This is a genomic window from Burkholderia sp. Ax-1720, assembly GCF_011753035.1.
Taxonomy (GTDB): Bacteria; Pseudomonadota; Gammaproteobacteria; order Burkholderiales; family Burkholderiaceae; genus Burkholderia; species Burkholderia gladioli.
This window is the reverse complement of sequence record NZ_VWWK01000182.1, coordinates 1-13,394: the sequence shown is the minus strand read 5'-3', so window position 1 is coordinate 13,394 and position 13,394 is coordinate 1. Positions and strand designations below refer to the sequence as shown.

Annotated in this window: 10 protein-coding genes and 2 pseudogenes; 7 read left to right on the top strand and 5 right to left on the bottom strand. The window is 69.4% G+C overall.

Annotation, left to right across the window (positions count from 1 at the left end; translation table 11 throughout):
- From F3J18_RS30995 to F3J18_RS30980, 4 genes and pseudogenes are all read right to left on the bottom strand, one after another.
- A pseudogene (locus tag F3J18_RS30995) lies at nucleotides 1–939 on the bottom strand (PQQ-binding-like beta-propeller repeat protein); the annotation flags it as partial.
- Between the two features lie 686 nt (nucleotides 940–1,625).
- A complete protein-coding gene (gene cydB / locus F3J18_RS30990; protein WP_025101641.1) occupies nucleotides 1,626–2,636 on the bottom strand; it encodes a cytochrome d ubiquinol oxidase subunit II in 1,011 nt (336 codons plus the stop codon).
- Between the two features lie 4 nt (nucleotides 2,637–2,640).
- Nucleotides 2,641–4,038, bottom strand: coding sequence for a cytochrome ubiquinol oxidase subunit I (locus F3J18_RS30985; RefSeq protein ID WP_036056482.1), 1,398 nt, complete (start codon nucleotides 4,036–4,038; stop codon nucleotides 2,641–2,643).
- Nucleotides 4,039–4,428: 390 nt separating this feature from the next.
- Nucleotides 4,429–5,652: a chloride channel protein gene (locus tag F3J18_RS30980; protein ID WP_345791191.1), complete on the bottom strand. Its 1,224-nt coding sequence runs from the start codon at nucleotides 5,650–5,652 to the stop codon at nucleotides 4,429–4,431.
- Between F3J18_RS30980 and F3J18_RS38330 the strand changes: the two genes are divergently transcribed.
- The 5 genes from F3J18_RS38330 (at nucleotide 5,645) to F3J18_RS30960 (ending at nucleotide 10,315) form a co-directional block, all read left to right on the top strand.
- Nucleotides 5,645–5,797: a hypothetical protein gene (locus F3J18_RS38330; RefSeq protein WP_240156463.1), complete on the top strand. Its 153-nt coding sequence runs from the start codon at nucleotides 5,645–5,647 to the stop codon at nucleotides 5,795–5,797. The two genes, F3J18_RS30980 and F3J18_RS38330, sit on opposite strands and share 8 nt — an antisense overlap.
- Before the next feature lie 331 nt (nucleotides 5,798–6,128).
- Entirely contained in the window at nucleotides 6,129–6,878 is a 750-nt protein-coding gene (locus F3J18_RS30975; RefSeq protein ID WP_166915932.1) for a GntR family transcriptional regulator, read from the top strand.
- A gap of 97 nt (nucleotides 6,879–6,975) precedes the next feature.
- Nucleotides 6,976–7,773: an SDR family oxidoreductase gene (locus F3J18_RS30970; RefSeq protein WP_025101645.1), complete on the top strand. Its 798-nt coding sequence runs from the start codon at nucleotides 6,976–6,978 to the stop codon at nucleotides 7,771–7,773.
- A gap of 60 nt (nucleotides 7,774–7,833) precedes the next feature.
- The gene (locus F3J18_RS30965; RefSeq protein WP_025101646.1) at nucleotides 7,834–8,766 is read left to right on the top strand and encodes a 3-keto-5-aminohexanoate cleavage protein; all 933 of its coding nucleotides are present in this window, start codon (nucleotides 7,834–7,836) and stop codon (nucleotides 8,764–8,766) included.
- A 247-nt stretch (nucleotides 8,767–9,013) separates the two neighbouring features.
- Nucleotides 9,014–10,315 (top strand): MFS transporter, encoded by a 1,302-nt coding sequence (locus tag F3J18_RS30960; protein ID WP_166915930.1) that lies wholly within the window; start codon nucleotides 9,014–9,016, stop codon nucleotides 10,313–10,315.
- Between the two features lie 88 nt (nucleotides 10,316–10,403).
- On the opposite strand, the gene F3J18_RS30955 is transcribed toward F3J18_RS30960, so the two are convergent.
- The gene (locus F3J18_RS30955; protein WP_240154668.1) at nucleotides 10,404–11,669 is read right to left on the bottom strand and encodes a porin; all 1,266 of its coding nucleotides are present in this window, start codon (nucleotides 11,667–11,669) and stop codon (nucleotides 10,404–10,406) included.
- Between the two features lie 302 nt (nucleotides 11,670–11,971).
- Here F3J18_RS30955 and F3J18_RS30950 point away from each other — a divergent pair, with 302 nt between their 5' ends.
- Nucleotides 11,972–12,928 carry a LysR family transcriptional regulator gene (locus F3J18_RS30950; RefSeq protein ID WP_025101649.1) on the top strand — a complete coding sequence of 319 codons (957 nt, stop codon included), beginning with the start codon at nucleotides 11,972–11,974 and terminating at the stop codon, nucleotides 12,926–12,928.
- 97 nt (nucleotides 12,929–13,025) lie between these two features.
- Nucleotides 13,026–13,394, top strand: a pseudogene (locus F3J18_RS30945) (hypothetical protein); the annotation flags it as partial.

The following is a 13,394-nucleotide window of genomic DNA, read 5'->3' as shown; positions in this document are numbered from 1 at the left end:
GTCGGTGGCGCTGGCGGCGTCGGTGGCCGCGTTAGCGGCGGCGGCACCCGAGGCGGCGGACGCGGCGGCAGCCGTATCGGCGGCCGGTGCCGCGCTGGCGGCGTCGCCTTGTGCGGAAGCCGACAGGTCGACGTAGGACACGCCGCGGCAGGTCACGTGCTGGAACGACGGATCGGCCTTCAGGCCCGGGTCGAACTTCCACGCGAGCTTGCCCGAGGCGGCGTCGAGCGCGAACAGGATCTGGTGCGGCGAGCAGAGGTACAGCAGGTTGCCGATCTTGATCGGCGTGACCTCGCTGGTGATCTCGCCCGGATCGTTCGGGCCTTTCATGTCGCCGGTGCGGAAGGTCCAGGCCACCTGCAGGTTCTTCACGTTATCGGGCGTGATCTGCTTGAGCGGCGAGTAGCGCGTGCCGTCCTGGGTGCGGCCATAGGCCGGCCAGTCGGCGTCGGCGATGCCGGGGATCGGCGAGGTCTGCGCGGGCGTCTGCGCCGCGAGGGTGCCGTTCAGTTCCTGCGGATCGTTGAAGTTCGCGTAGAACAGCACGCCGCCCCAGATCACCAGCGAGATCGCCAAGGCCCAGCCGTTGGCGGCGCGGGCGCCGTTGAGCTTGCGCGTGACCAGCACCAGCAGCCAGACGCCGAAGATGACCAGCACGCCGGAGCGCGGCGCGAGGGCCCAGAAATCGAAACCGGATTCGCCGACGGCCCAGATCGCGGTGCCCACCAGCAGCAGCGCGTAGAGCGTCAGCGCGACGGCGCGGCGGCCGCGCACCAGCCAGGCGAAGACCAGCAGCACGATGCCGGCGACCACGTAGTACGCCGAGCCGCCGATGGCGACCAGCCACGCGCCGCCGACCAGCAGGTACAGCCCGGCCAGCACGGCGAACAGCAATGTCAGCCCGCCGACGACTCCGAGCGACGAGGATTGTTTTGTCATGATCCCAACCTTTTGTTTGAGACGGTTATCAACAGACTGCGTGCGCGAGACACGCAGGTCATCCTCCATCCTTGTTTTGTTATGGCGCTACGGATTCGCGTCGCGCGGGACGGCCTGCCCGCGCGACGCCAGCACCCGCGCCGCCGAGCTTCCGACGGCCACGGGCGCAATACGAAAGACCGCGCACGCAGGCGCGATCACGCGCGTGCGGCACGGCAGGATTCTGGGAACACACCACGAAGCGTGCGACGCGTCCGGCCGCGCGAATTCGAATCGCTGCGACGACGGCGCGTGCATCATGTCGGCGGGAGCCCGGCCCGCTGCGCGCTCGACGCGGCGCGAGGCCCGACTGCCCGAAGAAACGCCCACCCGGTTTGCCTGGCTGTCATGTCCTTCCCGTCACGTGAATGCATGGCATGCACATCGAATGCCGCGACGGGGCGCATCTCAGGCGCGAACCATCACGGCATGAAAGACTTCTGAAACATTCGGCTCGTTTCGTTTAGGGTCGCAAATATATCTTTTTTTCCATCGGACTGCACGTTCGCGGGCCTGGCGGGCCATCGCGATCTTCAAGCGGCGTGCGCGAATCGCGCAACAAACGATGCGATAGAACGCCGTCCCGGATGCAATCGTCCGGCTCGCCGGAGCCTCGCTCCAGGGCGGGGCAAGGCGCGTGCCCGCGCTCAGTGATACCCGGCGTCGCCCTCGCGGACCTTGCCGTGGAATACGCGGTACTGCATGAAGTTGTAGACCAGGATGATCGGCAGCACGATCACCGTGCCGACCAGGATGAACCACTGGCTCTCGGCCGGCGAGGACGCGTCCCAGATCGACAGCGAAGGCGGCACCAGGTTGGGCCAGATGCTGATCGCGAGGCCCGTGTAGCCGAGGAACAGGATCGCCAGCGTCAGCACGAAGGGTTGCAGGTCGCGACGGCGATGGTTCACCGCGCGCAGGATGCCGGTGGCGCAGGCCAGCACCAGGATCGGCACCGGCGAGAACACGATCAGCCGGCCGCCGCCGAACCAGCGCTCGGCCACCGACGGCAGCCCGATCACGGTCCAGGCGCTGACCAGGAAGATCGCGCCGAGCAGGATCAGGCACAGCGGCTTCATCAGGAAATACGCCTTCTCCCGCAGCGCGCCGTCGGTCTTCCAGATCAGCCAGCCGCAGCCGAGCGTGGCGTAGGTGATCAGCAGGCAGAAGCCGCAGAACACGCTGAACGGCGAGAGCCAGCCGAACGGGTCGCCGGCGAACGCGCCGTTGACGATGGTGGTGCCCTGCAGCAGCGAGCCGAGCACCACGCCCTGGCAGAAGGTGGCCAGCATCGAGCCGCCGATGAAGGCCAGGTCCCAGAGGTTCTGGGTACGCCGTGCCTTGGCGCGCAACTCGAAGGCCGCGCCGCGGAAGATCAGGCCGATCACCATCAGCACCAGCGGCAGGTAGTTGGCCGGCAGCAGCGTGGCATAGGCCACCGGGAAGGCGCCGTACAACACCGCGCCGCCCAGCACCAGGAAGGTTTCGTTGCCGTCCCACACGGGCGCGACGGTGTTGAGCATCACCTGCCGCTCGCTGCGCGCGTCGAAGAACGGAAACAGCAGGCCGAGGCCGAGGTCGAAACCGTCGAGCATCACGTAGAGGAACACGCCGAGCCCGACGATGAAGGCCCACAGCACGGGAAGATAGAGGCTCATCGCGTCACTCCTCGTCGATCGCGTCGTGGGGGCGCGACAGCGCCCGGTTCTGCAGCACCGGATGGGCGGCCTGGCTTTCGTCATGGCCGATCGAGGGGCCCTTTCGCATCAGCTTGAGCATGTAGTAGACCCCCGTGCCGAACACCAGGAAATAGACGATCACGAACAGCAGCAGGGTCACGCCGACCTGCTGGCCGCTCAGCGGCGAGACCGAATGCTCGGTGCGCAGCACGCCGTAGACGGTCCAGGGCTGGCGGCCCACCTCGGTGGTGATCCAGCCGGCCAGCAGCGCGACGATGCCCGACGGCCCCATCCACAGCATGAAGCGCTGGAACACGCGCGAATCGTAGAGCCGCGCGCCGCGCCGCAGCCAGCAGCCCAGCAGCACCGCGAACAGCATCAGGAAGCCGAGCCCGGCCATCACGCGGAAGGTCCAGAAGATGATCGGCGAATAGGGGCGGTCCTCGCGCGGGAAGGTCTTGAGGCCGCGGATCTCGCCGTCCCAGCTGTGGGTGAGGATCAAGCTGCCCAGGTGCGGGAGCTGGATCGCGTAGCGCGTGACCTCGGCGTCCATGTCGGGCAGGCCCACCAGGTTCAGCGCGGTGCCGCCGTGCTCGGTCTCCCAGATGCCCTCGATCGCCGCGATCTTGGCCGGCTGGTATTCGCGCGTGTTCAGGCCGTGCGCGTCGCCGATCGCGATCTGCAGCGGCACCAGCGGCAGCAGCAGCCACAGCGCCATCGAGAAGCTGCGCGTGACGGCCGCGTCGCGCCGCCCCTTGAGCAGGTGCCAGGCGCTGCAGGCGGCCACCAGGAAGCCGGCCACGATGAAGGCCGCGATCGTCATGTGGAACAGGCGATACGGGAACGAGGGATTGAAGATGATCTTCCACCAGTCGACCGGCACCAGCCGCCCGTTCTCGATGCCGAAACCCTGCGGGGTCTGCATGAAGCTGTTGGAGGCGAGGATCCAGAAGGTGGAGATCAGGGTGCCGAGCGCGACCATCAGCGTGGCGAAGTAATGCGCGCGCGGGCTCACGCGCTGCCAGCCGAACAGCATCACGCCGAGGAAGCCGGCCTCGAGGAAGAAGGCGGTCAGCACCTCGTAGGTCAGCAGCGGGCCGGTCACGCTGCCGGCGATGCGCGAGAAGCCGCCCCAGTTGGTGCCGATCTCGTAGGCCATCACCACGCCCGAGATCACGCCCATGCCGAAGCCGACCGCGAAGATCTTCGACCAGAACAGGAACATGTCCTTGTAGGACGAATCGCCGGTCTTGAGCCACATGCCTTCGAGCACCGCGAGGAAGCTGGCCATGCCGATGCTGATCGCCGGGAACACGATGTGGAACGACACCGTGAACGCGAACTGCAGGCGCGCCAGATGCAATGCGTCGAAGATCTCCATGCGGCCTCTCCTGCCTTGGGCTTGCGGGTGACGCGCGGGACGGGCATCGACGGCCCGCTTCGCCGGCGGCACGTCGATGGTTGCTCGCGCATCGATTGAACCAAGCCGGCATGATGCCCGAGAAACATGACTGGGTGGCGACGCGGTGCATGCCGGACGAATCCACCATGCCGGGCGCGCGACGGCGGCCGGCACGCATCAACAATAAACCATCCTCGGCAAAGGTAAAGGCCGCCGATTCGGCGAACGCCGCGCGCATTCGCCGTGAATCGTTCCAGCGGTATCGAGCGCGGCAGGCTTCGTGCCTGTAAGAAAGGAAAAGCCGGCGCGAGACGGCGCCGGCTCATGTCGTGCTTCGACCCATGCCGGGCAACGCGCCCGGCGCGCCGCTCAGCCCCGCGCGCGCGTCGAGACCAGCCGGAACGCGGCGATCGAACCGGCCACCGCGATCAGCACCGGCACCAGGAAATCGTGGCCGACGCGGGTAAATTCGACAACCAGCACGATCGCGGTCAGCGGCATCTGCATCGAGGCGGACAGGAAGGCGGCGGCACCGACGATGGCGAACGCGCCGGGCGCCGTGCCGGGCCACACGACATGCCAGAGACCGCCCAGCACGATCGCGAGCAGCGCGCCGTTGGCCAGGCCCGGCGTGAGCAGGCCGCCTTCGGCGCCGGCCCGCAGGCTGCCCCACTCGATCGCCACCTTGGCCACCAGCAGCACGGCGGCCATGCCGATCGTCAGGGCGCTGTCGAAACCCAGCGAGGCCGGCCCCTTGCCGTTGCCGAGCAGGGCCGGCAAGGCGATCGACAGGCCGCCGATGATCGCGAAATTGAGCACCGACAGCGCCGGCAGCCGCCAGTCGCGCGGCGCGCTGGCCCGCGCGGCCGTGGTCAGGCGCGTGAAGCCGTAGGCGGCCACCCCGAACACCGGCCCGCAGAGCGCCGACCACACCACCAGCGAGGCGTCGATGGCGAGCGGCGCGACCGTGTACTGGTGCTCGTTGCCCAGGCCGATCCAGGCCACCACGGCGGCGATCGCCGAGCTGGCCAGGGCCGGCACCGCGGCCGACCAGCCGAAGCTGCCGAGCAGCACCTCCAGCACGAACACGGCGCCGCCCAGCGGCACGTTGTAGACGGCGGCCAGGCCGGCGCCGGCCCCGCAGGCCACCATCAGGCGCTGGTCGGCCGCCGACAGCCCGGCCCGATGCGCGATCCAGCCGGCCCACAGCGAGCCGATCTCGCGCGGCGCCACCTCGCGGCCGAGCGGCGAGCCGAGCGCCACCGTCACGATCTGCAGCAGCGCGTGGACGGTGGTGCTGAGGATCGGCATGCGCGGGTCGGCGGCCTTCACGGCGCGCTTGATGCTGACCAGCGGCTTGCCCCAGCGGTACAGCGCCCACCAGCCGAAGCCGGCCACCAGCCCGCAGCCGGTCATCACCAGCACCCGGCGCAGCGGCGAGGCCGCGCTCACGCCGTGCAGGAAGCTCTCCTCGCTGATCACCTGGCCGACGCTGTAGCCATAGGCGAGATGCTGGATCTCGTGCAGCAGCAGCGCCAGCAGCATGCCGCCGATGCCGGCGCCGATCCCCGTCAGCACGGTGACCATGGCCAGCCTCGCGAGCGGGCGGCTGGCGGCCTGGGACGATGTCGCGGTGGTGGCGGCCGTGGCCGAAGCGGGCGCGGCCGGCTGGGGCGGCACGACGGCCTGGGCGGTGGAGGGAGTGGTCGGCGAGGACATGATGGGCGGTGGTGGGTGAGTCTTGGAATGAGCCTGCGAGTCAGGAAGGCGCGGACCACGTGGGCCCGCCATGGCGACATCCTAGTGAGCGGAAACTCATGAGACAAATGGATTTTTCTACTTGATTCATTCACATCGCGCATGGCCGACGGTGATCCGGTCCGCCAGCGATCCCGAGCGCGATCCCAACCGCCCCGCGCCCGCCTCGATCATGCACCTGCCCCGCTCCCCGCGACATGCCGGCGCCCCCGCGTTTTCCCTGAGCGCGCTAGTCTTGACTCGCCCACGCGAATCGACAACACTGCATTCCATTCCAGTGTGATCACACATCAAACCCGGAGCCCACCGCCTTGTCACCGCGCATCACCCCGCCCGCCCTGCAGCTCGTCGAATCCGAAACGATGGCCGACAAGGTCTACCAGCAACTGCGCGAGGCGCTGATGAGCGGCCGCTTCGCGCCGGGCCAGGCGCTGAGCCTGCGCGGCGTGGCCGAGGCGGTCGGCTCGTCCACCATGCCGGTGCGCGCCGCGCTCACCCGGCTGGCCGCCGAGCGCGCGCTGGTGGACGGCCCGAACCGCGCCCTGGTGGTGCCGCCGATGACGGTCGAGATGCTCGACGAGCTGCGCGACGTGCGCATCGCCCTGGAGGGCTGCGTGGCCGCGCGTGCCACCGCCCGCATGGACGAGGCGCAGGTGGCCGAGGTCCGCGCGCTCTGCGAGACCATGCACACGCACGCCGAGGCCGGCGACACGCGCGAATACCTGCGCGCCAACTTCGCCTTCCACCGCGCGATCTACCGGCACGGCGCGAGCGAGAGCACGCTGGCCATCATCGAGAACCTGTGGATGCGGATCGGCCCGTTCCTGAACATGGTGGCGCCCGACATCCCGCATATGCGCCGCTCGATGGTGGCGCATCGCGCGATCGTCGAGGCGATCGCGCGCGGCGACGGCGCCGGCGCGAAGGCGGGCATCGCGCTCGACATCGACGGCGCCGCGCACGACCTGGCGACCACGCTCGGCACGGCGCGGGACGCCGAGGATGGCGCCGAGCCCGCGAACAAGGAAGCAGCGGCACGACTCAAGCCGGCGCGCGCCTGAACCCCGCACCGGCGGCACGGCAACACGGAAAGCGCGGCCCACCACGGCGCGCTTGCAAGCACGACTCTCAGTAGAACGAAACAGGAGACAAACCGGCATGGCCATCCTCGATTTGCTCAAACCCTTCCCCGGCCTGCGCGTGCTCGTCACGGGCGGCGCCTCCGGCATCGGCCTGATGATCGCCGACGCGTTCGCCGAGGCCGGCGCGCGCGTGCATGTCTGCGACGCCTCCGAGGCGGCCATCGCCGCGCTCGGCGAGCGCGCGGGCAAACCCGTGCACGGCGCCACGCTGGCCGACGTGGCCGACCCGGCCGCGATCGAGCGCGTGTTCGAGGACCTCGGCCGAACGCTGGGCGGGCTCGACGTGCTGGTCAACAACGCCGGCATCGCCGGGCCGACCGGCGGCATCGACGAGATCGACCCGGGCGACTGGCAACGCACCATCTCGATCAACCTCGACGCGCAATACCGTTTCGCGCGGCGCGCGGTGCCGTTGCTGCGCGCCTCGCCGCAAGGCGGCTCGATCATCGCGCTGTCCTCGGTGGCCGGGCGGCTCGGCTACGCGTTCCGCACGCCCTACGCGGCCACCAAGTGGGCGATCGTCGGCCTGGTCAAGAGCCTCGCGATCGAGCTCGGGCCGACCGGCATCCGCGTCAACGCGATCCAGCCCGGCATCGTGCGCGGCCCGCGCATGCGCGGCGTGATCGAGGCGCGCGCGAAGCAGCTCGGCCTCGCCTACGAGGAGATGGAGGCGCGCTACCTGGAGAAGATCTCGCTGCGCCGCATGACCGACCCCGAGGAAATCGCCGCCACCGCGCTGTTCCTCTGCTCGCCGGGCGGCCATGGCATCTCGGGGCAGGCGATCTCCGTGTGCGGCAACGTCGAGGTGCTCTGAGCCCACCCACGCGCCCCGCCCTCCCGCTCGATCCGAATCCACGCTTCACGAGGAACCCACATGGCCTCCGCCCGCAAAGTCATCATCACCTGCGCCCCGACCGGCGCGATCCACACGCCGTCGATGTCGCCCTACCTGCCCGTCACGCCGCGCGAGATCGAGGACGCCGCGGTCGCGGCCGCCGAGGCCGGCGCCGCGATCCTGCACCTGCACGCGCGCAACCCTTCCGACGGCAAGCCGACCCAGGACCCGGCCGTGTTCGCGGAGTTCCTGCCGCGCATCAAGGCGCGCTGCGATGCCGTGATCAACCTGACCTCGGGCGGCAGCCCGCACATGACGATCGCCGAGCGGCTGCGCCCCGCGCATCACTTCCAGCCCGAGATCGCCTCGCTGAACATGGGCTCGATGAACTTCGGCCTCTACCCGATGCTGGAGCGCTTCCCCGAGCTGAAGCACGACTGGGAACGCGAGCATCTCGCGAACAGTCGCGACCTGGTGTTCAAGAACACCTTCGCCGACATCGAGACCATCCTCACCAGTTGCGGCGCGAACGGCACGCGCTTCGAATTCGAGTGCTACGACATCTCGCATCTCTACAACCTCGCGCACTTCGTCGATCGCGGACTGGCCAAGCCGCCGTTCTTCGTGCAGAGCGTGTTCGGGCTGCTCGGCGGGATCGGCGCGCATCCCGAGGACCTGATGCACATGCGGCGCACCGCCGACCGGCTGTTCGGCGCGGACTACGTCTGGTCGATCCTCGGCGCGGGCCGCAACCAGATCCCGCTGGCCACGATCGGCGCCGCGCAGGGCGCGAACGTGCGCGTCGGGCTCGAGGATTCGCTCTGGATCGGCCCCGGCAAGCTGGCCGAATCGAGCGCCGCCCAGGTGCTGAAGATGCGCCAGGTGCTGGAAGGGCTGTCGCTGGAGATCGCCACCCCGGCCGAGGCCCGCGCGATGCTCGGCCTGAAGGGGCCCGACGCGGTCAGGTTCTGAACCGAAGCCACAAGCAATCGTTCCTGTATTGACGCACGACCGACAAGCAAGCGCGGGCTCCGCGCCCCTGGCACGCCGTCGCGCGCGCCGCCCCGAGCAAGGCCGGGCTCCATGAGATGAAGGGAGCGCACGGCAAGCCGGGCCGGCGCGGCGCGAGCACGCGCCGGGCGCCCCCGCCTGTCGTCCGAACCTCGCGGTGCGCCCGGCTTGCGGCGCGCGCCGGACTGTTGCCGATGGAGTCCATTCGATGTCGTCCCAACCCGCCACCCTGTCCGCCGTCGACGGCGATGCCCGCGTCGCGCTGAACCGGCTGCTGTTCCGCAAGCTGATGCCGATCCTGATCGTCGCCTACGTCATCAGCTTCCTCGACCGCACCAACATCGCCTTCGCCAAGCACGCGATGAGCGTCGATCTCGGCATTTCCTCGGCCGCCTACGGCCTGGGCGCCGGCCTGTTCTTCCTGACCTACGCGGTGCTGGAGATTCCCAGCAACCTGGTGCTGCATCGCGTCGGCGCGCGCTTCTGGATCACCCGCATCATGATCACCTGGGGCCTGCTGTCGATCGCGATGGCCTTCGTGCGCGGCGAAACCTCGTTCTACCTGATGCGCCTGCTGCTCGGCGCGGCCGAGGCCGGCCTGTTCCCGGGCGTGATGCTGTACCTGACCTACTGGTTCGGCCGCGAGGAGCGGGCCCGCGCGACCGGCTACTTCCTGCTCGGCGTGTGCGTGGCGAACATCGTCGGCGGGCCGCTGGCCGGCGCGCTGCTCGAACTCGACGGCGCCTTCGGCTGGCACGGCTGGCAATGGCTGTTCGCGATCGAGGGGGTTCCGGCCGTGCTGCTGGCCTTCGTGGTCTGGCGCAAGCTGCCCGACCGGCCCAGCAGCGCACCCTGGCTCGACGCCGAGACGGGCCGCGCGCTGGAGCGCTCGCTGGCGGCCGAGCAGCAGGCCGGCAGCGCCTCGCACGGCGGCCATTCGTTCGGGCTGGCGGTACGCGATCCGCAGATCTGGCTGGCGATCTTCGTCTACTTCTGCCACCAGTTGACGATCTACACGATGATCTTCTTCCTGCCCGGCATCATCTCGGCCTCGGGGCAGTTCTCGTCGTTCGCGGTCGGGCTGCTGAGCGCGATGCCCTGGGTGGCCGCCGCGCTCGGCGCCTCGACGCTGCCGCGCCTGGCGCGCGACTCGAAGCGCTCGCGCTCGCTGCTCTGCGCGGGGCTGCTGGTGATGGCCGCGGGCCTGGTCAGCGCCGCCCATGCCTCGCCGGGGCTGGCCCTGCTCAGCGTGTGCGTGGCCGCCGCGATGTTCTTCGTGGTGCAGGCCATCATCTTCACCTTCCCGGCCTCGCGCTTGTCCGGCAATGCGCTGGCGGGCGGGCTGGGGCTGGTCAATACCTGCGGCCTGCTCGGCGGCTTCGTCGGGCCCACCGTGGTGGGCGCGATCGAGCAGGCCACCGGCGACGCGAAGAACGGCCTCACCCTGCTGGCCGTGGCGCTGGCGATCGCGGCGGTGGTCGCGCTCAGGTTGAGGCACGGCGGGGAATAAGCATCGCGCGGCAGGCTCGTCGAATCGAAACGAAACAAAAGGCCATCGCGAGTCTTCGCGATGGCCTTTTTGCGTGATGGCGAGCCGCTCAGAACCGATGCGTGATGCCCGCCAATACCGAAACCTGGTTCGGCGTCGACGAGGCGCTCAGCCCGTTGATGTTGGCCACCGCCGCCTGCCCGCTCGAATCGGTGCCCGACGCGTGCTGGTAGAGGCCGACCAGGTAGAGCTGGGTGCGCTTGGAGAGGATGTAGGTGATGCCCAGGTCGCCCTGCTGGTAGGTCACGTGGTTGACGCCGTAGCCGCGCGTGTAGTCGTAAGCCGCGCCGAGCAGCCAGACCGGCGTGAGGTAGTAGCGCAGGTTCAGCTCGGCGTTGTGGAAGCTGGCCGAGCCGCGATAGCCGAGCGGGTCCAGGCTCGCATGCGCGCCCAGTTCGCCGAAGCGCGTGTTGGTATACACCGCGCCGATGATCGCCGGCCCCGCCGTGTAGGTGCCGCCGACCGCCACGATCTGCTCGTCGCCGGCCGAGGCGTAACCCGAATAGACGCGGCTCGCCGCCATGTTGCTGCCGGTGGCGCTCGAGCTCGAGTTGTTGCCGAAGTAGGAGAAGTTCGGGTCCTTGACGTGCACGTAGGCCGCGCCGAGCACGATCGGCCCGCCCGTGTAGCCCACCCCGAGCGACCAGATCGAATTGCGCCCGAACTGCCCCGGCGTGCCGCCGAAGCTGTATAGGCCGCTGGCGCGCAGGCCACGATAAGTCGGCGTGGTGTACTTCACCGAGTTGTTCGAGCGGTAGTCGTTGTTGGTGTTGTCGAGGTCGCCCGGGTGGCCGCCGAGGTAGGTCGCCCATTGCGTGCCGGCGATGAAGGGCCCGATGAAATCGACCACGGCGTCGTATTGACGGCCCGCCGTCAGCGTGCCGGCGCGCTGCGAGGCGAGCCCCACCCAGGCCTGCCGCCCGAACAGGTCGCCGCCCTGCTGGAAGCCGCCGGTGGTCGACGAATAACCGTTCTCCAGGTCGAACACGGCGCGCAGGCCGTTGCCGAGATCCTCGCTGCCGCGCAGCCCCCAGCGGTTGCCGAGCACGTTGCTGCTGTTCATCTCGAACTGGCGCTTGCCGCCCGCGTTGTTGGCGTAGACGATCGCCGTGTCGATGGTGCCGTACAAGGTCACGCTCGATTGCGCCTGCGCCGGGCCGGCTGCGGCGCCGAGCGCCAGGCCGGCGACGCCGGCGGCCAGGCCCGAAGCCAGTGGCGAACGCAGCGACGAGGCAAGTCGCCGTCGGGCGCGGGTGCGAAGGGATTGCGGATGGCGTGCGTCGCGCGCGTGGCGCAGGTAGCGCGAAGGGGTCATGCTGGCTCCTCTTGAACCGTTTCGTATCGTCAGGACTGCGATTGATCAGGCTCGCCTCGACGCTGGGTCGGGCCGGGCCGGCCGCGGCGCGACGCCGGTTCGGGGCACCGCGCATTCGGATGCCGAAGTGTTGCCCAGCCGCCCCGCTTCGCTCCAACAAGAAAATAAATTCGCGCCGAACACTTTTTGCTATCGCCGCAGCCCAGGCCCGGCCTGGCCGCCGTCGCCCGCGCGGGCGCCTTCCTTCTCAAAAAAGCGCCGCGTTATCATCGGGCTCGATTCCGCGACTCCCCACCCGCATCATGAACATCCGCTTCCTCGAGACCTTCATCTGGCTGGCCCGCCTGCAGAACTTCCGCCTCACGGCCGAGAAGCTGCACACCACGCAGGCCGCCGTGTCGAGCCGCATCGCCGCGCTCGAGGAGAGCTTCGACGTGCGCCTGTTCGACCGCAACTCGCGCTCGGCCACGCTCACGCCGGCCGGGCGCAAGATGCTCGGTTATGCCGAGCGGATCGTGCGCCTGGGCGACGAGATGCGCCGCGAGGTGGAGGACACCGATGCCGACGCGGGCCTGATCCGCCTCGGCGTGATCGAATCGATCGTCCATAGCTGGTTCCCGGCGCTGATGGCGCGCATCCGCGAGCGTTTCCCGCGCCTCGAGGTGGAGGTCACCAGCGATACCACCATCCACCTGGTGCAGTGGCTGCGCGCCGATGCGGTCGACCTGATTCTTCATACCGATACGCTGGCCGACCGCGAATTCGTCAACGCACCGCTCTGCGAATTCCCGATGCGCTGGGTGGCCAGCCCCTCGCTGGGCCTGGGCGGCAAGGGCGTCACGCTGGGCCAGTTGGCCGAGCACCCGGTGATCAGCTTCTCGCGGCATTCCGGCCCGCATACGGCGATCGAGCGCGAATTCTCGCGCGCGGTCGAGCGGCCGGTGCGGATCAACTGCATCAGCTCGGTGGCGGCGATCGTGCGCCTGGTGGTGGACGGCTTCGGGGTGGCCGCGCTGCCGCCGGCCATCATCGAGCGCGAGCTGCGCGAGGCTTCGCTGCTGGTGCTCGATACCGACAGCCGCTTCACGCCGATGCCGCTGGTGGCCAGCCACCGGCTGGCCCACCCGCTGTCGGCGCGGATCGCCGAGCTGGCGGCCGAGACCGCGCGCGACTTCATCGCCGAGCACGGCCCCGCGCCCGAACCGGCCCCGCCCGCCGAAGCCGGCCCGGCGGCGCCGCGGCGCGCCCGCAAGCGATAAGAAAACCCGTTCAGTCCGTATTTTTTTTCTTGTTGGACCGATCCGGCCCGCCCTCGCCAAACTGCGCCTGTCCGAAACCTTACGCAGGAACGCCACGATGAGCGAACAGCCGACGCAACGGCCGGGCCAGCTTTGCATCTGGACCGATACCGACCCTCGAACCGAGGACGACTTCAACGCGTGGTACGACCGCGAGCACATGCAGGAGCGCGTCGCGATCCCCGGCTTCAGCCATGCGCGGCGCTTCCTCGCCAGCGATGGCGCGACGCGGCGCTACCTGGCGCTCTATGAAACCGTCTCGCTCGAGGTGTTCCGCAGCGAGGCCTATCGCCAGGCCTTCGCGCAACAGACCGAGTGGTCGCTGCGCAGTTTCGAGCGCATGCGCGACAACCAGCGCCGCGTCGGCGAGCTCGCGTTCGCGGCCGGTGCCGGCGAAGGCGGCCGGCTGGCGCTGTTCGTGGCCGCA

Bases quoted from the DNA above. Each gene is read 5' to 3' on its own strand.
- cydB (WP_025101641.1), bottom strand. From the start codon at position 2,636: ATGAGCCTCTATCTTCCCGTGCTGTGGGCCTTCATCGTCGGGCTCGGC.
- F3J18_RS30985 (WP_036056482.1), bottom strand. From the start codon at position 4,038: ATGGAGATCTTCGACGCATTGCATCTGGCGCGCCTGCAGTTCGCGTTC.
- F3J18_RS38330 (WP_240156463.1), top strand. From the start codon at position 5,645: ATGGCCAGCCTCGCGAGCGGGCGGCTGGCGGCCTGGGACGATGTCGCG.
- F3J18_RS30970 (WP_025101645.1), top strand. From the start codon at position 6,976: ATGGCCATCCTCGATTTGCTCAAACCCTTCCCCGGCCTGCGCGTGCTC.
- F3J18_RS30965 (WP_025101646.1), top strand. From the start codon at position 7,834: ATGGCCTCCGCCCGCAAAGTCATCATCACCTGCGCCCCGACCGGCGCG.
- F3J18_RS30960 (WP_166915930.1), top strand. From the start codon at position 9,014: ATGTCGTCCCAACCCGCCACCCTGTCCGCCGTCGACGGCGATGCCCGC.
- F3J18_RS30955 (WP_240154668.1), bottom strand. From the start codon at position 11,669: ATGACCCCTTCGCGCTACCTGCGCCACGCGCGCGACGCACGCCATCCG.
- F3J18_RS30950 (WP_025101649.1), top strand. From the start codon at position 11,972: ATGAACATCCGCTTCCTCGAGACCTTCATCTGGCTGGCCCGCCTGCAG.